Source organism: Staphylococcus sp. GDY8P94P, assembly GCF_017892255.1.
Taxonomy (GTDB): Bacteria; Bacillota; Bacilli; order Staphylococcales; family Staphylococcaceae; genus Staphylococcus; species Staphylococcus cohnii.
On sequence record NZ_JAESKU010000008.1, the window covers coordinates 344,121 to 364,630 of the forward strand.

A 20,510-nucleotide genomic window follows, 5' to 3' on the forward strand; every position below is an offset into this window, starting at 1 on the left:
CCCAAAAATGGCACAAAAAAACAGATAGACGTCCATTGCTTTTTAATGAACTTGTCTATCCGTAGACTGTCATTGCTTTTTAAAATAATATTTAGCGATAATGTCGAAAGTAATTGTTATGTTCCAATACACACGTCGTGTTTGTTAAATCATATTGTTAAAAACATTTTATTTTGCTTCCATTAATTCACGCGTCAATACGAGACCTTGCGTTGCATTCTCAAAAAATTCTAGTTTTTGAAGTGTGTTTTCTTCTGGTAAGTGTTGCTCAAATTGTTCCCATATCCAAAAGGCAATGTTTTCGGCTGTTGTATTCATAGATGGTAATGTTTCATTAACAAGTTGACCATCCAAATAAATTGCGATTTGTTTATTATATATTTTATCGACTTCATTAAAATCTAATGCCAATCCAGTATCGTTTATTTTAGATAAAATTTCAATATTGAACTTATAGTGTTGATTGGCTAAGTCTTTGTGCGCTGTTTGACTAAAATATATTCGATTATCACAAGTAAATTCATAATAATTTTTAATAAGTACTGCATTACTACGATATTTAAATTGTTCAGGTGGTTGAACTTGATCAAAATTTGTCATATTAATATCTCCTTTTTCAATATTATATTTATTTATACCCCTTAAGTTAAAATATATGAGTTCTAATGTTTTTAATATTACATTTTAGGCTATAGAAAAATAATTGGAATTATTATGAGTAAAGGAGCTTTTTATGACTATTCAAATACAACGTATTTATGAAAAACCACTTAAAGAAGGCATACGCATACTTGTAGACCGCGTTTGGCCACGAGGAATCTCAAAAGACCAAGCTAATTTAGATCATTGGCTAAAAAACATTGCACCAACATCCGATTTAAGAAAATGGTTTAATCACGACCCTCAACTTTACGCTGCATTTAAAGAAAAATACGAGAAAGAATTGCGTGAAAATAACGATCAAAAAGAAGCTTTTAATGAATTACAAGATATTGTTGCTAACAGTAAACAAGATGTCATTTTGCTTTATGGTGCAAAAGATGAAAAACATAATCAAGCGGTTGTGCTACAACAATTATTACAATAAGGTGTGAATATGATGGCTCAATGGCATATCGACATAAATGATTCACCTGTCCAGACACTCATGCGCCAAGACGAGACCCTTGCAAAACTCATAAGACAAATTGGCAATATAGAAATAACACTGCGTCCTAATCCGCTAAAATCGTTAATTCGTTCTATCATTGGACAGCAAATTACAAATACTGCCGCTTCAGCAATTTTCCAAAGATTCTCGGAAGCAATCCACAATCAATGGACTGTTGCATCGGTGTTAAATTTATCAGAAGTACAAATGAAACACATAGGTCTTTCTAAAACTAAAATAAACTATATTCAAAATTTGGTATCGCATATAGAACAAAATAAACTTGATTTTACTCATTTATATGAATTAGATGATGAAACTGTAAAACAAGTTTTAACACAGGTCAAAGGTATTGGTCGTTGGACATCAGAAATATTTTTAATATTTACATTAAAGCGTGACAATATACTGCCTATTTTGGATGTGGGGTTACAGAGAGCTGCTCAATGGCTTTACCAAACTTCAAACGCTGAAAGAAAAAACCAACTCTCTCTATGTGCAAAACGATGGCATCCATATGCTTCATATGGGGCGTTTTATTTATGGGAAGCAATTCATCAAAATTTATTAAATTACGACTCTATTGACTTACTTTTAGACGAATCATCTTGGTAATACGTTGGCTTAATATTTTAATTATAACTAAAATTATTCTATATTACGCTACGCTATCACTACGATAACATCGCATTATTAGGATAAAGCATGAATGGAATAATACATTTTCTCAACAATTATTTCTTATACAGACTCTCTTCACCATTAGGTAACGATTCTATAAATTTTCTAGGGTTTTCCGCATACTCATTTCCAACGGCACCTTTCATTCTTTGAAAATGAAGATGCGGCCCTGAAGTTTGAGAACCAGTATTACCAGAAAGTGCAATGATTTTTCCAGCTTTAACTTTTTCACCGGGTTCCACTTTAAATTCATTTAAATGCATATACCATTGATGATGTACACCATCTTCTTCCATAATCTGCACTACTTTGCCACCTAAATCATTTTCAAAAGTTCTGGTTACTTTACCATCTGTCGCTGCAGTTACTGGCGTGTTTTTAGCTATGCCATAATCAATGCCATAGTGTTTACCGTCGAAGTCATTATATTTATAATCACCAAAAGATTCAGTCTCTCTACTTATATTAAAAATGCTTCTATCTGTCTTTCCACTATCTTTATTTCCATCATTTTGTTGTACTAAATTTTCTCTTACATATCGTTGTACAGCATCTATATTTGTTAACAAAAGTATTAACGGCACTAATACAATAACTAATAATAGTATCGTTTTAAATGTATTTTTCACTATCCGATTCACCTTTTAAATTATGATATTAATATCATAATAAATGCTTTTATCTGTATTTTGCTAATTATTCAACTTAAAATCATCTCATACTTTCGTATTAAATAACTGTAATGAAAATATATATATACAACTTTTGCAACATAGGTTTACTCAATTCAAACACGAAGAAAACGCCAATTTCTATATTGCTGCGCTAGAAATTGACGTTTATTTTTAGTACCAAATACTTATATTCCATACTTTTCTTTATCGTATTAACAGAATTCAAAAAAACTTATCCCTAAGCTCTTATAAATGTTACAAATCAATATTTTCAAAATTTAGAGAACAATGGCTATCCATAATTCAGCTTACACATTATAACTTTCTAACATATGTTCCATCAAAGTCCAAACACGTTCAACATCTACAGCCGTAGCAAAATATGCATTTTTTTCTTTGTTTGTGACATTGTTTAAGTCAACTGACATTGTACCGTAAGTGAGCGAACTTTGATGTTCTATGTCGATATGTGTCTGCTGCATAGTAAATAAGTCAGGTTGCAATAAGTATAAAATCGTACACGCATCATGAATAGGGCCACCATCCATATTAAAATGTGTTTTATAAGTAGATTTGAAAAATTCTAGTAGTTCAACAACAAATTGAGATATTTTATTATCAATACTATTAAACCTTTGAATTACTTCATCTGTTGCTAAGACCTGATGAGTCACATCTAACCCAAAAACATTTATGTTAATCCCACTTTCAAATACTCGTTTAGCAGCTTCTGCATCCACCCAAATATTAAATTCAGCGGTAGGCGTCCAATTTCCGAAAGTGCCCCCTCCCATAATGGTAATAGAGTCAATTGATTGAGCAATACTAGGGTCTTTGATTAGTGCAGTCGCAACATTTGTAAGTGGACCTGTTGCAACAATCGTTACAGGATCAGCGCTTTGTTTTAATGTCTTAATAATTACATCTGCAGCGTGATATTGCGTTGGTTTCAATGATGGCACTTCAGGTAACTTAGGTCCATCTAATCCCGAATCCCCGTGAATTTCCGAAGCGAAGGAAGCAGGTTTTATGAGTGGACGCGAAGCACCTACAGATACTTCAATATCTCGCCTTCCCATAACTTCTAATACATTAAGTGCATTTTTGGTGTTTTTTTCAACTGCTTGGTTTCCTGCTACAGTGGTCACGGCCAATATATCAAGTGTACTATATTTCGCACCTGCTAGAATTAAAGCTATCGCATCATCATGACCTGGATCACAATCCATGATTATCTTTTTAGTCATTTAACACACTCCAATCGTCTTATGTATATAAAATATGAATAAAATCAATTTTATCTCAGTATTATTTTGTAGTAAATATTTTATCATTTAGCATCACTACGCTAATTACAACGTCATCGTTTCATTTATTAAACTTTATTTTTTTACTACTGTTAAACCTATCATACTACTTTTCTAATGATTTCGCTTTTTATTTTCCGAAAATTCACATAATTTTATAGAAATATCACATTTTTTGTATGAATTGTGTTTGCTGCAATTAAAAAAACTGGTAAGTTAGTATCATTACACAACTTGAGGTGGTCTGAAATGCGAGCAATTTTAATTGGTATATTAGCTGCTTTCTTTTTTTCTATTACATTCATACTAAATCATGCAATGTCTAACGAAGGTGGCAGTTGGCTTTTTAGTGCGTCACTACGCTTTATTTTTATGTTTCCTTTTTTGTTAATGATGGTTATTTGGAACCGTAAAGGGCGTCATCATATTATTTTATTGCATATTAAGCAAAATTTTTTCAGGTGGTTATTGTGGAGTTCGCTTGGTTTTGTCTTTTTTTATGTACCCATAACTTTTGTATCAAATTATAGCCCAGGTTGGCTTATTTCGGCGACATGGCAATTAACCATTATTTGCGGACTTTTTACAGCTCCATTTTTCTACACATATATACAACAAGGTCAATCCACAATCAAAATGAGAGAACGTATCCCATGGCGTTCACTAGCTACATCTAGCATTATGATATTAGGTGTTATCATTGTACAAATTCCGCACATTTCGAATATAGAATTACATATTTTCCTATTATCTGTCATACCGTTGATGATTGCAGCATTTTGTTATCCCTTAGGTAATCGTAAAATGATGGTGCTTGTTGGCAACGATTTAAATACGATCGAAAGGATATATGGCATGACCTTAGTCACCTTACCATTATGGTTGATCATTTTTCTGATTGGAGTAGCTACTCAGGGGCTACCTTCTTCAAATCAAATCACGCAAACCTTTTTAGTTGCGATTTTCTCTGGTATCATAGCAACAACATTATTCTTCTATGCAACGAATATAGTGAAACATAACCAAACTAAGTTAGCTGCTGTTGAAGCGACACAAGCGATGGAAATCGTTTTTACATTAATTGGCGAAATGTTACTTTTAGGCTTAGCGTTACCAAATATATTAAGTATTGTCGGTATTATAATCATCACATTAGGTATCATTATTTATTGTTTTTTAAATAGCAAAATAAATGATCATAAAATAGAATTGAAATAAAATCAAAGCCAGTTATGTTTATTGACAACTTGTTCGTAAAGCAAGATAATTTGTCTAATGATAAAAACAAATATAGAGGTGTAATTAATTGACTCATACTCATATAGATCCCCGTATTATAAGAACAAAAAAATTATTAATGGACGCTTTTCGTGAGATTGCAAAAGAAAAAAAGTTAGTATCAATTACGGTTAAAGACATTACTGAACGCGCCACTGTCAATCGCGCTACCTTTTATGCTCATTTTTACGATAAATATGACATCATGGATTATACATTGTCCGAAACAATCTTGAAAAATTTAAATCAATCACTCAATATGGTTGCAGAATTAAATGAAAAAGCACTATGCCAATGTTTTATTACAATTACTAGTTATATCCAAGATACTCATGAGGAGTGTCGTCTAAATAGTGAAGCATATGGGGAAATTGTCGAGAAAAGAGTTAAAGAAGAATTAGAAGATATTTTTTTAAAATTAATGTCTGATGAACACAAAGATATAGATAGAGAGACACTTGCTACAAGTGCACGTTTTCTATCATGGGGATTATACGGCATTGCTAAACATTGGTTCCATTCGAGTAATTTACCTGCTGAATCATACATCAACAAGTCATTACCTTTCATAACATCTCAACTATCAAATCAAAAATAATTCGCACAATGCGATTGTACAATGAAAATAATTATGGTTTAATCATTCATATAACCCCTCGTTAAAGTTTAGGTTATCTTAACTTTTTAAACGAGGGGCTTAATCTATTTAAGTAAAATAAATGTTTAGACATTATGATCATTGATAAATTGCAATACTTCGCCAGTAATCGCTACTGCATTATTGCTTTCGCCTTCTATCCCGCCGTAATGTAGACCGATTAATTCATTATTTGTATTGAAAACAGGTGAGCCTGAATTTCCACCAAATGTGCTGGCACTATATGTTAATATACTGTCATTATTACTTATGACTTCACCCGAACTTTCCCACATCGTTGCTAAAGGTTTATCACCTGGATAACCTGTAACTGTTATTGGATCATTACTAGACACAGTACTAGTTTCACCAATTGTGGCAGGTGTCACAAGATCTCCAACTGATTGCCTTTCACTGTTTCTATTAAAATGAACTAGTACTAAGTCAGCATCTCCTGGATAGGCTACCACTTCTTTTTCTGTAAATGTACCATACGGAAAACTCTTTTCATTTTCAGCAGCAGGTGCAAATGATAGCTTTCCATTACCGTTATTTACTACATGTTTATTCGTCAATACTGTATTTTTACCAACAACCGCACCAGTAGCGATTGTTTCTCCTTTTTCTATGTAGCCGATGGATTGGTAATGACCAGATTGCGTGTTTTCAATTTGATGTCTATTTTCACCTGGTAGCATGACTCTTGGTGTGGCAGTACCTATTTGATTGCTCTCATTAGTCTGTTGCGAACTTTTCAAAGTATCATTTTGATTTTGTGCTTGTGCCTCAGCATTGATAGCGCTTGATAAAAATAATAGCGTGCCAATAATGATGGTGACTAATATGTTTTTCAACAAAACCTACCTCCTATTAAAAAATATTACTTTTTAAATTTACAGAATTTTAAGATTTTAATCAATTATTATTTAGTCCATAAATTATGTAATTTAAACAACATATTGCTCACTTTGTCGCTTATGCAATGAATTTATAAACATGTTGTTTGCATTATAATAAATCATGCCATATAATCTATCTAAACAACAAGTGTTACTTAGTTTACAGTCGTTGTTTAATTTAATTGAAGAGGAGGGATAGACGTGACAACAATTCAAACACACAATGGTTTTCAAAGAACTTTTCAACAGGAACATTTAACTTTAGGATTAATGTTACCCTTTGATGATTCTGAAAATATCGCATTGCCAATTGATCAACAAATAGCATTAGTTCAATATGCTGAAAAACTTGGATTCACAAGCTTATTTGTGCGAGATAATCCTTTATATAGTCCGCACCTTGGTAATGTAACGACAAACTACGATCCGTTTGTGTTTTTAACTTTCATCGCTGCTAACACATCCAAAATCGCTCTCGGAACATCTAGTATTGTTGCGACATTACGTCATCCTGTGCATATAGCTAAAGCATCTGCCTCTCTTGATTTAATATCAAACGAGCGATTGTTATTAGGGATTGCTACTGGAGATCGTCAATTTGAATTTCCAACTTTTAAAATCAATCCAAATGATCTAAGTCAACATTTTCAATCAGCTGTGTCATCTTTAAAAGAATTATGGCAATCATCACCACAAACATCAAATACTTTATTTGAACTGTACGAAGATTCTGGCTTACAAGTATTACCAAAACATAAGCATATTCCTATGTTCGCAACAGGATACGCCAAACAACATATGGATTGGTTAAAAACACATGTGGATGGTTGGTTATTTTATCCTCAACCTTTCCAACAACAAAAAGCTTTATTACATCAATGGCATCAAAATGATACATTCAAACCCTTTATGCACCCTTTGGTAATTGATTTATCAATTAATCCGAATGAACTTGTAAAGCCGATTAAAGGTGGGTATCGTCTAGGAAGAAACACTTTGTTAAACATCCTAAAAGCGTATGAACGTATCGGAACCAATCATATCATGTTGCAGTTTATAACCAACGACAGAACTTATAAAGAAATATTATCAGAGGTGGGTAATGAAATTATTCCACACTTTCCACCTCGACATTTACAGGAGGACAAAATTTATGAAACTACTAGATAGAATTAACCAATTAGCAAACAAAGAAAAAGTGCAGCCTTTGACTGTAGAAGAAAAACAAGAGCAACACGTGTTAAGACAAGAATATCTTCAAATGATTCGCGGCCAAGTCGTTAACACATTTTCTACTTTAAAAGTTGTAGACCCTTTAGGTGAAGATGTTACACCTGATAAAGTTTATAAATTGCGTGAAGAAATGGGCACACTAAATTTAGATTAATAAGAAACCCGTCAAGCAAATGATACTTGACGGGTTTTCTATATAACCATTAAATTGAAATGTGTTAATGATTCTGTTCATCATATTATATTTTATACTTATAAGAGTTGATGCTTTCCAACACATTTTTAAGCTGAAATATTAGTAATGAAAGCAATGTGTAACATAACTATATAACAACAAAGAAGCATCTTTTCTACGTTTAACTATTTAATATGTTTTCCATGGATCGATCTACACTGCCCGCATACATACTTCCAAATTTCAGTAAATGCACCATTAATAAATACAAACGATAAAATTCTAGTCGTTCATTGGCACCTTTACTTAAAGGATAATGCTTATTATAGGAATCATAAAAAGTTTGAGTAAAGCCACCAAACACAGTAGTTATACCTAAATCAAATTCTCTATCACCATATAGTGGTGCCGGATCAAACAATGCTGGTTGACCATTTTCTAAAAACATATAATTACCACCCCACAAATCACCGTGCAATAATGAGGGTTTACTTGTATGGTCACTCAACGCACTTACAATGACTTCCCGCACGCTATGATAAGTTTGTACATCTTCCTCTATCCATAAACCTTGATCTACCAATCTATCTTTCAAATGATCTAAACGACGTTCAACAAATATGGTCGTCCAACTATCAGACCAATCATTGTCGAATGATACATCACCACCTTCATAAGGTAAATCAAAACCAAACTTGCCATCTGGCTGCTGTTGTTGATGCATTTTAGCTACCAATTCTCCAAGTTCAGCTTGGCTACCTTGGTTTCCTTCATTTAAAAAACTTAGCAAAAGATAGGCATCTCCATCGATTTCGCCACTATCAATGACTATCGGCGCAGTAATTCCAGCTTTTTCAAACAAATTGAGGCCAGCAACTTCTGCATCAAAAAAGGCTTTACTTCTCTGACGTTGTACTAATAAAAAATATGGCTTTTGAGATGTTTCTACGCGATAGGCTTCGTTAACGTCTCCACCGCTTACTGGTGCAATAGACTGTATATTATCTAATGGTAATTGTGATTGCCATTGTTTTTTCATAAAAATATCCCTCCATTATTCCATCACATCATTGTACTATTACCGTTTTATTTAAAATTTAATCAAAATCAGGGTCTTCTCTAATAATTTGAAGGTTATATTAATATTTCTTATTTATACTAGGCATATGAATACTAAAATGCTAGTCTATTAAAGACATATATTTTCATCTACTACTAATTTAAACAAATGGAGCGATGACAACATGTATAAGTTAATTAAACCTATTTTATTTCAATTAGACCCTGAAAAAGCACACGGGATGACGATTAATGCCCTTAAAATCCCTCAAAAGTACACTAAATTGTTGCCAATACTCGAAAAATTATTTCATTATAGACACCCTATATTATCTCAAAGCATCAAAGGTGTACATTTTGAAAATCCAATCGGATTAGCTGCAGGATTTGATAAATCTTGTGAAGTTCCAAAAGCACTAGATAAAGTAGGATTTGGATCGTTAGAATTAGGGGGCGTAACACCTAAACCACAGCCTGGCAATCCTAAACCACGCATGTATCGATTAATAGAAGACCACGCGCTAATCAACCGTATGGGATTTAATAATTTAGGTATGAACAAAGCGTTGAGTAATCTAAGAAAGTTTAGTTACCATACGCCTATTGGCTTAAATGTTGGGGTAAATAAAGCAACGCCATATGAAGCACGTTACCAAGATTATATAAAAGTTATCGACACATTTAAAAATGACGTCACATTTTTCACCGTTAATATCAGTTCTCCTAATACGGAAAATCTACAAAGTTTTCATGATAAAAATGAATTTTCTCAATTATGTGCTGCTATACAAAATTATAAGGCACAACATGAGCTTAACGTACCTATTTTTATAAAATTGACATCTGACCTTAGTACAGAAAGTTTGTCTCGAATGCTCAAACCTATAACACAAACGTTTGATGGCATCATTTTAGCGAATACTACGCAAAAACGTGAACAATTACATTCCGTTAATCAAACAGAAACTGGCGGGTTAAGTGGAAAACCGTTATTTAAGCGAAATTTAAAACTGATTGCACATGCCTATAAAGAAACGCAAGGTCAGTTTTTAATCATTGGTACTGGTGGCATTTTCGAAGTGAATGACGTCATCAAAATGTTACGTCATGGCGCATCTCTGGTTCAAATTTATAGTTCACTCGTATTTGAAGGACCTGGATTAACTAAAACTATGAACAAACAGCTTGCACAATATTTACTAAGCAATGGATACAAACATATCGATGATATCATAGGATTAGATGTGTAAAATATTTTAGTTTTTCTAATCGAATCATTTATTGTAAAATATTAATTGTGGAATTATGATGATTTTTTATTATATAGGGTAAACAATTATTGAAGGGGGCGCTACAATGTATAAAAATATATTATTAGCATATGATTTTGATAATTCTTTTAATAACGTTCCTAAAGAATTACAAAATTTAACTACCGGCGTTGACAATGCAAAAATCACTATTTTCAACGTTATACCTGAAGGTGATTTACAAACTTCGGTTCGCTATGATGGCAAACATTTTGAAGAATTAGCTGAAGAAAAAGGTAATGAGATATCACCTTTTGTTGAGAAATTAGAATCACTCGGCTTAAAAATTCAAGTGAAGTTTCGTTCTGGCTACATTAAACAAGAAATATTAAGTGAAATCGAAGAAAACAGCTATGATATCATCGTTATGAGTAATAAACGGGCCAAACCAGACATAAAAAATGTACTGGGAAATGTTACTCATAAAATCGCTAATAGCGCAAATATTCCCGTACTTATTATAAAATAATTTAACATCATTAATAAAACTCATTATTCTATTAAGGAATAATGAGTTTTTTGTCGTTATTTTAGTTTGTCATATCGTTATCTTGTTTTAAATATCGCTCGATGACTTGTAACACACCTGATTCATCATTGGAAGGCGCTCTATAATTTGCGACATCAGCCACTTCAGGACTACATTCAGCCATTGCATAACTATTTGGAGTCAAAGCTAACATTTCTATATCATTATTTGCATCTCCAAAAGCTAGCAATTCTTGTGGTGGTATATCCCATTTATCTAAAAGTGTTTTAATCGCTACACCTTTATTCACTTTAGGTAATATTAAATCCAAACTATCATTTCCACTTGTAACTGGCTTTATTTCTTCACCATATTGTGCTTTCAAACCTTTCATTACTTCATCTAAAAGTAATGGATCTTTAATTCTAAGCGCAATCTTAACAAATTCATCTTGCTCAATCGTTTTAAAGTCAGGGACTTTCATTATATTAAAATAATATTTATATAAAAATGATAAAAAGTCATTACTCACATCTTCTAATACATAAGCACTTTTGACTCCGCTTAACACAATATCTTCAATATGATAATGATTAATAATCAAATTTAAAACGTCAAATACCAATTGTTGATCAAAATATTCAGCTGCTTCTAATTTGTTATTTTGATACGTAACTGCACCATTTTCAGCTATATACGTTATCTGATGATCCTTACCTGAAAAAAATGAACGTAATTGTGCATATTGGTTACCACTAGCAATGATAAATTTTATATCTCTTTCCATCATGCTTTCAAAAATTCTATTGAAATAAGCTTCATCAAAGGTATTATCCGATTTAAAAAAGGTACCGTCTTTATCTACTGCTATTGCTTTTATCAAATGTTACACCTTCCATTCCTGTACAAATCATTAAAAGATGGGTTATATAATAAGTCATTACATCACAATGACATTGAACAAATGGCCATCTATATCACTAAATAAGGCCCCGTAATACCCCTCATGTTCCGTGCCTGTTTCTAGTATTTTTCCGCCTGCTTGTTCAACCAACGAAACTAACGTATCAACTTCTGGTTTTGTTGAAACTGAAAGTGACACTAATGCTTCATTGTTACCTATAGATGAAAGTCTAGAAACTTTTTCAAATTGCTTTTTTTCTATCAGCATAATGATTTGGCCATCTTTGGTTTGAATACCTCGCATTTTATTCATCATATCTTTATGTTTTTTGATTATAAATCCTATCGTATCATAAAATTTTTCACTTGCTTCCAAATCTTGTACTGGTAAATTGAGCCATGCAGCATTAATTTCCATTAGCCATCCTCTCCCTTTTCAAATTTTCCAACGTATTACACACTTATAGTAAAACATAAATCACTTTTAAAAACATGACTTTATCATTTTCTATTTCAATAACACAAAGCTTCAAAATGTTTATTTTAGTTTTCAATTACGGTAGACTCTAACCATTCTCATCCATGTTTGTCAAAGCGCTGATACTCTTTAAATTAACTTGTTTTAATAATTGATCGTAAGTATTTAGTGCTTTCTGAGTTACTTTTTCTCCATAACCAGTTAGGTAAATGTACATGGCGCGTTGGTCTTCTACACATTCCTGTCTATATACAAGTGGCGTCTCTGTATTTTCCATTCTTACAATAAGTCTAGACATCGCACTTTGACTTAAGTCAACCACTTTAATCAAATCATTGATTTTGTATTTTTTATGCTCTGACTTATAAATTTCATATAATACATAAAATTCTTTAATACTTAGATGATATTGATCTTTCAATTTTCTTTCAATCATCGCTTCAATATAATGTATATATTTAGTCATTTTAATCCAATTATCCACTTTTTGTTCTTTTTTCATTGTATATCTCCCCACTCATCATACGTTTGAAAGTTGCTTTAGCTCATTTATTAATTAATTCTGAAATGATGTTGTACAAAAACATTATTTCTAAGTGTTGCACTTTTTTATACGACTACCTATATAAATACTATGTTTCTATAATTTATATTATTTAATATCCTAAACATTTCGGCATCTACTTTATAGTTTAAAGGATAAAAATGTCTAACTAAAGACGAGATGCTCCCAATTCCTGCTTTTTTATTCATCAACAACATATAATTATAATATTGTTTATCTTGAGCATAATACAAAAAACCATTTTAGTGTACTAACAACTAATACTAATAAAATAAGTTCAATTCTATTAGTGTTTCAACTGTTAATAGTGACTAAAATGGTTTTAATTTGTTAAATTAACACGATTTATGTTTATTGTTTTTTCAATAATTGCTCTTTCAAATCTTTACGTTCATACTCTAAAGAGTAAGGATCATTTAACCAATAAATGCCCTCATCCACTTTAATTGTATGTCCATTTTTGACAGCCTCAGTACTTTTCCATAAATCTTTATTTTCAAAAGATAATTGAGTTCCTTTAGCGACTGGTGTAACGACATAATCACCTGCCATATCTGGAATTTCTTCTTCAGATATATCAGCTAAATCATTTTTCTCAGTAGCTTTTTCAACATTTTCTGGCATTTTTAAGCCAAACGCATCATACAGTACTTCACTACCATGACCGTATGTCTTACCGAGTGCATATACTTTTTTATCAAAATCTTTGATAATTGAAACAGTTGTGTCTTCACCAATAGCCTCTTTTATTGTTTTACCATCATTTTTTGTCTTTTTCTCCCATTCATCAATCCAGGCATTTGCTTGTTTTTCTTTACCTATTATTTTTCCTAGCTCTTGATGTTGCTCTTTGTAATCATGTTTCAAATAATCAAAAGCAATTGTGGGAGCAATTTTATTTAATTTTTTTAAATTTTTATCAGTATTATAAGTAATAATTAAATCTGGTTTTAACTTTGCGACACTTTCCACATTCTCTGCGTCTACTTTTTTAACGTCTTTAAATTTATCCTTTAATACTTTGCTATCATCCACGATGTTAGCTACACCTACTATGTTCCCATCAAGTTGTTTTAAACCACCTGCATAAGTTGCACCAAGTACGACAATACGTTTTGGCTTTTTAGGTATTTTTACTTTATCTCCTGAATCTTGAACATACGTCTTTGTTTCTTTCTTGCTTTTTGATGACTCATTATCAGATTGATTACCACATGCTGCTAATACCAAAATAAGTGCAAGTAATGGTAATAATAATTTTTTCATTCCTAAATATCCCCTTTTCATATGTTTACAATTTAAACTGAGCTTAATTATATATTATACTTCATTTATATTAAACGAACCACAAATAATTGTTAATTGTGCATGAATGATTACTCAACTTAATATATAGAAAGTAGCGCTTTGGTATAATGGTGGCGTTCTTCTGAAAATAAATATGCAATCGGAAAATCATCGACAATTTCTCCATCTTTCATAACAACAATTCGCTCAACAAATTGATTTAAAAAAGCAATATCATGAGAAATCATAATGATGCCTTTGTTTGTTTGATCATGGTAGTCTTTCAAAACTTTTATCATTCTTTGTTCAGCTATCACATCTAAACTAGCAGTTATTTCATCGCAAATTAACATATCCGGTGCTAGCATTAATGTACGTATTGTGTTAAATCGTTGTAACTGTCCACCACTTAACTCGTCTGGAAACTTTTGTAATAATGATTCTTCTAAATGCATATATGACATTAAATATTTAAGATTTGCGCGAATATCTGCTGTTGATTGTGAACCTTTATAATATCGTATTGGTTCTTCTAGTGCGGTTTGTATTTTGAATTTGGGATTAAAACTATCGTATGCATGTTGAAATATCGGAAGCATACTTAGTCCTTGTGTTGAATAATGACCTTGATAATTGGTTAATAATCCTAACATTACATGAGCCAACGTCGTTTTACCAGAACCACTTTCACCAACAATGCCAACTTTTTCATTTGAAGCTATCGTTAAATTAATATTTTTTAAAATAGGAGCATTTTTATAAGCAAAGTTTATATGTTGCAACTTAATCATTTATGTCATCCTTCCTTAACTGACTACGCGCATCAAACAATTTAAGACTGTATGGTTTTACATTTCCATCCTTAAATGCTTGAACATGATTAAAGTCTATGACTTTGCCATGTTGAATGACGCTAATCCAATCACTAAAATCAAGCACGTGAGATAAATTATGTGTAATCATCAATAAGGTCACTTTATGAACTTCTGCTAAGTGCTTGATTAAATGCATCACATTATAACCTGTGATTGCATCTAATGACGCTGTCGGTTCATCGGCAATAATAACGCTTGGATTTAACATTAAAACACTGGCGATTTGAACCCTTGCAAGCTGACCACCTGATAAATTAAATCTATAACGTGTCATCACTGCTTCTGAATCTAAATCTACCCATTTAAGTGCTTGCTTTACAAATTTATTAGCTGTAGTTTTATCTACCTTATAATGCATTTTATAAATACCAAGCAATTGCTTACCTAATTTTGTGTGATCATTAAAACTATGTGTATAATCCTGAGATATAAAACCAATTTCTTTTCCTAGTAAATTGCTTACACCATTGATTGATTGTCCTTTGTAAACTAATGAATCAAAATGTGTTGTCAACATACTAGGAACTTGTTGTACGAGTGCTTTTGCAGTTAAACTTTTGCCAGAACCACTTTCACCTACCAAAACATTCACTTTACTTTTTCGTAATGTTAAATCAAGGTGGTCTAGGAGTCTTTGACCATTGGTATCTGTGATAGTTAAGTTTGTAATTTCTAAAAGGTTATTATTAGCCATCAGCATCACGCTTTCTTTTTAAAAGTCTATCTCTCAATGCATCACCAGTTAAATTAAATAATAAAATAGTTAATGTGATTAAAAATGCGGGTACAATTAATAACAATGGGTATGAACTGATATAATCTCTACCTGCATTTAACATTGCTCCCCACTCTGGAGAAGGTGGCTGTGCACCTAAACCTAAGAATGATAACGAAGAAATATAAAGTATAATTTTCCCAAAATCTACAGTCATTAAAACAATCACAGAAGGCATCACTTGTAGGGAAAAATGTTTTAAAATAATGCGATGTTTTGGTACATTAAATAGCTTAGCCATTTGAATATATGGTTTACTTATTTCACCACTTACAATTGAACGTGTGAGTCGTGTGTAAGTCATCCATTTGATAATCGTAATTGCTATCACTAAATTCCATATACTCGGTTTAAAGAAGCTTGCCATAGCAATCATTAACACAAATTCTGGAATACTCAATCCTATGTCGATAACACGCATAATAATCGTATCAACAAGACCTTTTTTATAACCTGCTAAAAGCCCCAGTGGCACACCAATTATTACGGTAATCAACAAAGTGATTAAACTGATGATCAATGTATATCTTGCACCGACAATCACTCTTGCTAGTAAATCTCGGCCATAATCATCCGTACCTAGCCAATGTGTGCTACTAGGAAGCTCTAGTGTATGATTCAAATGTACCTCTAATGCACTATCTGTTGAAATAAAAAATTGGGCTACGATGAGTAATAATACATAAATACCAAACACATAAAAAATAAAATTCCCTTTATTCTTATGTCTCATTCAATATCACCATCCTGGCCCTGACGTTTTAATGTATCATTTATTTTGTTAAAACGACGTTTAGGATCGATCCATAAAAGTAACAAATCACTAATCGTATTGGCCAACACCACAAAGCATCCAATCATGATAACAGCACCTTGTACTACTGGATAGTCCCTCGCTCTAATACTATCTACAAGAAAGTGACCAAGTCCTGGTATCCCAAATAAATTTTCTATCACTACCGTACCACCAATCAAACTACCAACAGACATACCTAATACAGTAATCACGGGAATAATAGCTGGCTTAAACAAGTCTTTCCATAAGATGTAGTGCTCTGACATGCCTCTCAGTCTAGCCGCTTCTACTTCTTTAGATTGATATAGTTCAACTAAAGTTGAACGCATTAACCTTACATAATATGCACTCATGCCAATACTTAATGCGATTACAGGCAATATATAACCGGCGATCGAGTCTAAACCTGACGAAGGCAGTATATTTAATTGTTGTGCAAATATATAAATTAATATCGTTCCTAAAAAGAAGGAAGGCACACTCACCGTAAATGAAGTCAATATTCTTATCCAAGTATCTATCCATGTATGATATCGTTTTGCTGCTAATATCCCCAAAGGAATAGCAACTAGAAATACGATAACAATCGTTAATACTGCAATGATTAACGTTGGAGGTGTGTAAAAAATCAATTCTTTAATCACAGGCTCTCCAGTTTGATAACTTGTACCGAAGTTTAACTGTATTATCTGACCTAACCATTGAAAATATTGCATTACCGGGGAATGATTGAGTCCTAATCGTTCTTTCGTAGCTTCAATTTGTTCACTTGAAACATTCGCTACATCTAAGTGCAAAACTTTATCAACAGGGTCTCCAGGCGTGAGTTTCATTAATATAAAAGTGATAGTAGAAAGGACAAACAATACAATGATCATTTGTCCAATTCTAGAAAGTATCTGTTTTAATATCATTCTTTTTTATCAACCTTATAGTCAATAAGATAAATACCTTCTGGTGTTGAAGTTAAATTCTCTACATCCTTATTTATTCCAACGATATTATCGTTATAAGAAATATAACTGTTTGCAATGTCATCACTTGTAATATCAATGATTTGATTGGTAATGCGATTTCGTTCTTCTTTATTCACTGTTTTATTTAACTCATCTATTAATGCTGTGACCTTATGATTATCATAACCCCCTGCATTAATTGCACCTTTTGGTTTATAAGCTTGGTTAAAGAAATAACCTGTATCTCCTCTAGGGATTGTACCGAAGCTGTATAGTGAGGCATCCCATTGTTCTTTATCTTTTAAATACCCTTGAATGTCATCCACATTGCGTAATTGGATATCAATATTTGCTTTTTTAGCATCTGACTGAATCACTTGTGCAATTTTAGGTAATTCGGGACGACCATTATACGTAGATATCGTCAATTTTAATGGATGTGCTTCACTGTATCCAGCATCTTTCATTATTTTCTTAGCTTCCGCAATATCTTGTTTTTGCACATCTTTATTTTCTATAAAGTCGAGTTTATTGTTGAATGGTCCAGTTGCAGGTGTTGCATAACCTTTTGAAACATTATCTGTAATACGCTTGCGATCAATGACTTTATCTAAGGCTTCACGAACCTGCTTTGTCATTTTGTCACTCGTGTGATTATATAATAACAATCCAGTTCTAAAACCAGAGACAGATGAAATTTTTGTCTTATCACTCTCTTTTAATGATTTAACTTTTTCAACTGGTACATCTGTAATGACATCTGCTTTTCCAGAATCTAAATCACTCGTCCGTGCATTGCCGTCTTCTTGATATGTAACATTGACGTGGTCTAGTTTAGGTTTGCCTTGCCAATAATCTTTATTTCGGTCCAATTGAATTTTCTGTGATTGTTTATAATCTTTGATTTGATATGGACCAGTGCCTACAGGGGTTTTATTGATATCTCCTTTAGCTTTAGTATCATAAATAGCTGAGAATGGGCTAGCTAATTCTGAAATGAGCTCAGGATATGCGGATTTAGTTGTGATTTGCAACTTTTGTCCATCCACTTTGATATCTTTAATTGGTAGTGAACCTTTGACTAAATCACTTTTTTGAATACTTTCCTCCAAGCTAGCTTTAACCGCTTCGCCTGTCACCTTTTTACCGTTTTGGAATTTAATATTATCTTTTAATGTTAAATCTAATTGAGTCGGTGATGTTTGATCATAAGATTTAACTAACAACTTTTGAACTTTGCCATCAGATGTCGCTTTAAATAATGATTCTGCAGCACCTATTTTTACAGGTACATCCGTTTCATATGGTGCGACAGATGTCGTTTTCAAAGGTAACTCTACGTCTAAAGTTTTGCCTTTAGACTCGTTGTTAGAGCCACTACAACCAGCCAAAATCACTGCTGCAGAAGCTAATACTGTGATGATTTTTTTCATAAATATACCTCTTTTCAACAATTTTTATTAAATAATAAACGCATAATCAAAGTTCATCCTCTTTCATTATACTTAGTTTGTACATTTAATTAAACTGCATGCCTCAGTGGTTACTTATTTTTGTACACGCATACGATTGCCTGCGAATAACATAATCCATGTAGCAATAATAAACGGTAAAGTAAAGACAGGTAATCCAAATGGTGTTAGTAATGTAATCATGCCTGCATGTATAACCACTGTCAGTAAAACACCAAGTACAATACTCATATACCTTGGAATTCTAGTTTTAAATGCCACGCCTAAACTAGACGTAGATCCACAAACTTATGAAGTATTTGTCGATGGTAAGAAAATAACAAGTGAACCAGCTACTGAGTTGCCACTAACGCAACGTTATTTCTTATTCTAGGAGGATAAAGTATGATCATCGAAGAAATTAAAGGTAATATTGCAAATCTTGCACAAAATGAAAAAAACAAACACGTTGAAAAAGTTTACCTTGAAAATTCTGACTTAGTGAAACGTATTCAACGTGTTACAACAGATCATGGTAATGAAATTGGCATTCGCTTAAAACAGCCAATCGATTTACAATACGGTGATATTCTATATCAAGACGATACAAATATGATTATTGTAGACGTCAATTCAGAAGATTTATTAGTTATCAAGCCACGTACATTACAAGAAATGGGTGACATTGCTCATCAATTGGGCAATCGACACTTACCAGCACAATTCACAGAAACAGAGATGCTTGTACAATATGACTATCTCGTCGAGGATTTATTGAAAGACTTAGGCATACCCTACAGCCATGAAGATAGAAAAGTAAACCAAGCATTCAGACATATAGGTCATTCACATGATTGATCATGCACATTTACGCTTATTTCAATTTTGTGATTCTCAATTTCCGACTGGCGCTTTCAGTCACTCATTCGGACTTGAAACATATATCCAAAGAGATATTGTCCATGATGAAGCATCTTTTAAACAATGGCTTGAATTATTCTTAAATGAACAACTTTCGTTTGCTGACGGCTTAACGATGCGCTTAGTCTACGATGCACTAAATCATCATAACACTGAAAAAATTTTGTATTTAGATCGCATTCTTTTTGTACAAAACTTACCTAAAGAAACCAGACAAGGGGCAAAACAAATGGGTAATCGCATGGTCAAACTAGCAGCAGAACTTTACGATAGTGAATGGATAAAGTGGTATCAAACGCAAAACAAAAATAAAAAAGCAAAATTGCATCCGGCGATTTGTTTTACTATGCTTGGTCATTATTTAGGTGTCGATATTGAAATGATTATCGATTACTATTTATATCAAAATGTATCGAGTTTAACACAAAACGCAGTTCGTGCGATTCCTTTAGGACAAACTGCTGGTCAAAGGATCGTCCATGAAATGATTCCCTTTATGAAAGAAACAAGAAATCATATTATGACATTAGAAGAGTCACAATTGGGTATCACTGCACCCGGATTAGAAATCAACCAGATGGAACATGAGAACGTAAATGTAAGAATATTCATATCTTAGGAGGGCATTTTC

The 20,510-nt window shown here is 32.5% G+C and carries 24 protein-coding genes and 2 pseudogenes; 11 read left to right on the plus strand and 15 right to left on the minus strand.

Annotated features, from left to right (window positions below; genetic code table 11):
• Positions 1-168 precede the first annotated feature (168 nt).
• Positions 169-600: a 6-carboxytetrahydropterin synthase gene (locus KA926_RS06020; RefSeq protein ID WP_210143755.1), complete on the minus strand. Its 432-nt coding sequence runs from the start codon at positions 598-600 to the stop codon at positions 169-171.
• Between the two features lie 133 nt (positions 601-733).
• Between KA926_RS06020 and KA926_RS06025 the strand changes: the two genes are divergently transcribed.
• Both KA926_RS06025 and KA926_RS06030 read left to right on the plus strand, forming a co-directional pair.
• Positions 734-1,087, plus strand: a complete 354-nt coding sequence (locus KA926_RS06025) for a DUF488 domain-containing protein (RefSeq protein ID WP_210143757.1) — start codon at positions 734-736, stop codon at positions 1,085-1,087.
• Positions 1,088-1,099: 12 nt separating this feature from the next.
• Positions 1,100-1,765 (plus strand): DNA-3-methyladenine glycosylase family protein, encoded by a 666-nt coding sequence (locus KA926_RS06030; protein ID WP_210143759.1) that lies wholly within the window; start codon positions 1,100-1,102, stop codon positions 1,763-1,765.
• 119 nt (positions 1,766-1,884) lie between these two features.
• Here KA926_RS06030 and KA926_RS06035 read toward each other — a convergent pair whose 3' ends face one another.
• Both KA926_RS06035 and KA926_RS06040 read right to left on the minus strand, forming a co-directional pair.
• Positions 1,885-2,460, minus strand: coding sequence for a M23 family metallopeptidase (locus KA926_RS06035; RefSeq protein ID WP_210143761.1), 576 nt, complete (start codon positions 2,458-2,460; stop codon positions 1,885-1,887).
• Positions 2,461-2,813: 353 nt separating this feature from the next.
• The gene (locus KA926_RS06040; protein ID WP_210143762.1) at positions 2,814-3,752 is read right to left on the minus strand and encodes a nucleoside hydrolase; all 939 of its coding nucleotides are present in this window, start codon (positions 3,750-3,752) and stop codon (positions 2,814-2,816) included.
• Between the two features lie 309 nt (positions 3,753-4,061).
• On the opposite strand from KA926_RS06040, the gene KA926_RS06045 reads away from it, so the two are divergent.
• Positions 4,062-5,030 (plus strand): DMT family transporter, encoded by a 969-nt coding sequence (locus tag KA926_RS06045; protein WP_210143764.1) that lies wholly within the window; start codon positions 4,062-4,064, stop codon positions 5,028-5,030.
• A gap of 88 nt (positions 5,031-5,118) precedes the next feature.
• On the plus strand, positions 5,119-5,688 hold the full coding sequence (locus KA926_RS06050; RefSeq protein ID WP_210143766.1) for a TetR/AcrR family transcriptional regulator: 570 nt from the start codon (positions 5,119-5,121) through the stop codon (positions 5,686-5,688).
• Positions 5,689-5,813: 125 nt separating this feature from the next.
• Here KA926_RS06050 and KA926_RS06055 read toward each other — a convergent pair whose 3' ends face one another.
• On the minus strand, positions 5,814-6,581 hold the full coding sequence (locus KA926_RS06055) for a trypsin-like serine peptidase (protein ID WP_210143768.1): 768 nt from the start codon (positions 6,579-6,581) through the stop codon (positions 5,814-5,816).
• Positions 6,582-6,827: 246 nt separating this feature from the next.
• Between KA926_RS06055 and KA926_RS06060 the strand changes: the two genes are divergently transcribed.
• A complete protein-coding gene (locus KA926_RS06060) occupies positions 6,828-7,796 on the plus strand; it encodes an LLM class oxidoreductase (RefSeq protein ID WP_210143770.1) in 969 nt (322 codons plus the stop codon).
• On the plus strand, positions 7,780-8,013 hold the full coding sequence (locus KA926_RS06065) for a DUF896 domain-containing protein (protein ID WP_210143772.1): 234 nt from the start codon (positions 7,780-7,782) through the stop codon (positions 8,011-8,013). Before KA926_RS06060 ends, KA926_RS06065 begins: the two co-directional genes overlap by 17 nt.
• A gap of 202 nt (positions 8,014-8,215) precedes the next feature.
• On the opposite strand, the gene KA926_RS06070 is transcribed toward KA926_RS06065, so the two are convergent.
• A complete protein-coding gene (locus tag KA926_RS06070) occupies positions 8,216-9,073 on the minus strand; it encodes a fructosamine kinase family protein (RefSeq protein ID WP_210143773.1) in 858 nt (285 codons plus the stop codon).
• A 205-nt stretch (positions 9,074-9,278) separates the two neighbouring features.
• Between KA926_RS06070 and KA926_RS06075 the strand changes: the two genes are divergently transcribed.
• The gene (locus tag KA926_RS06075; RefSeq protein ID WP_210143774.1) at positions 9,279-10,343 is read left to right on the plus strand and encodes a quinone-dependent dihydroorotate dehydrogenase; all 1,065 of its coding nucleotides are present in this window, start codon (positions 9,279-9,281) and stop codon (positions 10,341-10,343) included.
• Between the two features lie 106 nt (positions 10,344-10,449).
• Positions 10,450-10,872 carry a universal stress protein gene (locus tag KA926_RS06080; protein ID WP_210137067.1) on the plus strand — a complete coding sequence of 141 codons (423 nt, stop codon included), beginning with the start codon at positions 10,450-10,452 and terminating at the stop codon, positions 10,870-10,872.
• Between the two features lie 61 nt (positions 10,873-10,933).
• Here the strand turns inward: KA926_RS06080 and KA926_RS06085 are convergent, their stop codons facing one another.
• The 10 genes and pseudogenes from KA926_RS06085 to KA926_RS06130 all read right to left on the minus strand — a co-directional run.
• On the minus strand, positions 10,934-11,755 hold the full coding sequence (locus KA926_RS06085) for a Cof-type HAD-IIB family hydrolase (RefSeq protein WP_210143776.1): 822 nt from the start codon (positions 11,753-11,755) through the stop codon (positions 10,934-10,936).
• A 57-nt stretch (positions 11,756-11,812) separates the two neighbouring features.
• Positions 11,813-12,193 carry a VOC family protein gene (locus KA926_RS06090; protein WP_210143778.1) on the minus strand — a complete coding sequence of 127 codons (381 nt, stop codon included), beginning with the start codon at positions 12,191-12,193 and terminating at the stop codon, positions 11,813-11,815.
• A gap of 148 nt (positions 12,194-12,341) precedes the next feature.
• On the minus strand, positions 12,342-12,755 hold the full coding sequence (locus KA926_RS06095; protein WP_210143782.1) for a MarR family winged helix-turn-helix transcriptional regulator: 414 nt from the start codon (positions 12,753-12,755) through the stop codon (positions 12,342-12,344).
• 414 nt (positions 12,756-13,169) lie between these two features.
• The gene (locus KA926_RS06100) at positions 13,170-14,084 is read right to left on the minus strand and encodes an ABC transporter substrate-binding protein (protein ID WP_019469965.1); all 915 of its coding nucleotides are present in this window, start codon (positions 14,082-14,084) and stop codon (positions 13,170-13,172) included.
• A gap of 119 nt (positions 14,085-14,203) precedes the next feature.
• A complete protein-coding gene (locus KA926_RS06105; protein ID WP_183076606.1) occupies positions 14,204-14,896 on the minus strand; it encodes an ABC transporter ATP-binding protein in 693 nt (230 codons plus the stop codon).
• Positions 14,889-15,674, minus strand: coding sequence for an ATP-binding cassette domain-containing protein (locus KA926_RS06110; protein WP_210143784.1), 786 nt, complete (start codon positions 15,672-15,674; stop codon positions 14,889-14,891). Before KA926_RS06110 ends, KA926_RS06105 begins: the two co-directional genes overlap by 8 nt.
• Positions 15,667-16,488 carry a nickel transporter permease gene (gene nikC / locus KA926_RS06115; RefSeq protein WP_210143786.1) on the minus strand — a complete coding sequence of 274 codons (822 nt, stop codon included), beginning with the start codon at positions 16,486-16,488 and terminating at the stop codon, positions 15,667-15,669. The genes KA926_RS06110 and nikC overlap by 8 nt, the downstream gene beginning before the upstream one ends.
• Complete coding sequence (nikB, locus tag KA926_RS06120) at positions 16,485-17,465, minus strand: nickel ABC transporter permease (RefSeq protein ID WP_210143788.1); 981 nt, start codon at positions 17,463-17,465, stop codon at positions 16,485-16,487. Before nikB ends, nikC begins: the two co-directional genes overlap by 4 nt.
• The gene (gene nikA / locus KA926_RS06125; protein ID WP_210143790.1) at positions 17,462-18,940 is read right to left on the minus strand and encodes a nickel ABC transporter substrate-binding protein; all 1,479 of its coding nucleotides are present in this window, start codon (positions 18,938-18,940) and stop codon (positions 17,462-17,464) included. Before nikA ends, nikB begins: the two co-directional genes overlap by 4 nt.
• A gap of 114 nt (positions 18,941-19,054) precedes the next feature.
• Positions 19,055-19,249, minus strand: a pseudogene (locus tag KA926_RS06130) (urea transporter); the annotation flags it as partial.
• Between KA926_RS06130 and KA926_RS13910 the strand changes: the two are divergent.
• From KA926_RS13910 to KA926_RS06145, 3 genes and pseudogenes are all read left to right on the plus strand, one after another.
• Positions 19,233-19,352 (plus strand): annotated as a pseudogene (locus KA926_RS13910) (hypothetical protein); the annotation flags it as partial. The pseudogenes KA926_RS06130 and KA926_RS13910 sit on opposite strands and share 17 nt — an antisense overlap.
• An 11-nt stretch (positions 19,353-19,363) precedes the next feature.
• Complete coding sequence (ureE, locus tag KA926_RS06140) at positions 19,364-19,816, plus strand: urease accessory protein UreE (protein WP_107385732.1); 453 nt, start codon at positions 19,364-19,366, stop codon at positions 19,814-19,816.
• Complete coding sequence (locus KA926_RS06145; protein ID WP_210143791.1) at positions 19,809-20,498, plus strand: urease accessory protein UreF; 690 nt, start codon at positions 19,809-19,811, stop codon at positions 20,496-20,498. The genes ureE and KA926_RS06145 overlap by 8 nt, the downstream gene beginning before the upstream one ends.
• The last annotated feature ends 12 nt before the right edge of the window (positions 20,499-20,510 follow it).

Coding starts and splice junctions, on each gene's coding strand:
- KA926_RS06020 (WP_210143755.1), bottom strand. CDS start 600: ATGACAAATTTTGATCAAGTTCAACCACCTGAACAATTTAAATATCGT.
- KA926_RS06025 (WP_210143757.1), top strand. CDS start 734: ATGACTATTCAAATACAACGTATTTATGAAAAACCACTTAAAGAAGGC.
- KA926_RS06030 (WP_210143759.1), top strand. CDS start 1,100: ATGGCTCAATGGCATATCGACATAAATGATTCACCTGTCCAGACACTC.
- KA926_RS06040 (WP_210143762.1), bottom strand. CDS start 3,752: ATGACTAAAAAGATAATCATGGATTGTGATCCAGGTCATGATGATGCG.
- KA926_RS06045 (WP_210143764.1), top strand. CDS start 4,062: ATGCGAGCAATTTTAATTGGTATATTAGCTGCTTTCTTTTTTTCTATT.
- KA926_RS06065 (WP_210143772.1), top strand. CDS start 7,780: ATGAAACTACTAGATAGAATTAACCAATTAGCAAACAAAGAAAAAGTG.
- KA926_RS06070 (WP_210143773.1), bottom strand. CDS start 9,073: ATGAAAAAACAATGGCAATCACAATTACCATTAGATAATATACAGTCT.
- KA926_RS06075 (WP_210143774.1), top strand. CDS start 9,279: ATGTATAAGTTAATTAAACCTATTTTATTTCAATTAGACCCTGAAAAA.
- KA926_RS06080 (WP_210137067.1), top strand. CDS start 10,450: ATGTATAAAAATATATTATTAGCATATGATTTTGATAATTCTTTTAAT.
- KA926_RS06090 (WP_210143778.1), bottom strand. CDS start 12,193: ATGGAAATTAATGCTGCATGGCTCAATTTACCAGTACAAGATTTGGAA.
- KA926_RS06095 (WP_210143782.1), bottom strand. CDS start 12,755: ATGAAAAAAGAACAAAAAGTGGATAATTGGATTAAAATGACTAAATAT.
- KA926_RS06100 (WP_019469965.1), bottom strand. CDS start 14,084: ATGAAAAAATTATTATTACCATTACTTGCACTTATTTTGGTATTAGCA.
- KA926_RS06105 (WP_183076606.1), bottom strand. CDS start 14,896: ATGATTAAGTTGCAACATATAAACTTTGCTTATAAAAATGCTCCTATT.
- KA926_RS06110 (WP_210143784.1), bottom strand. CDS start 15,674: ATGGCTAATAATAACCTTTTAGAAATTACAAACTTAACTATCACAGAT.
- nikC (WP_210143786.1), bottom strand. CDS start 16,488: ATGAGACATAAGAATAAAGGGAATTTTATTTTTTATGTGTTTGGTATT.
- nikB (WP_210143788.1), bottom strand. CDS start 17,465: ATGATATTAAAACAGATACTTTCTAGAATTGGACAAATGATCATTGTA.
- nikA (WP_210143790.1), bottom strand. CDS start 18,940: ATGAAAAAAATCATCACAGTATTAGCTTCTGCAGCAGTGATTTTGGCT.
- ureE (WP_107385732.1), top strand. CDS start 19,364: ATGATCATCGAAGAAATTAAAGGTAATATTGCAAATCTTGCACAAAAT.
- KA926_RS06145 (WP_210143791.1), top strand. CDS start 19,809: ATGATTGATCATGCACATTTACGCTTATTTCAATTTTGTGATTCTCAA.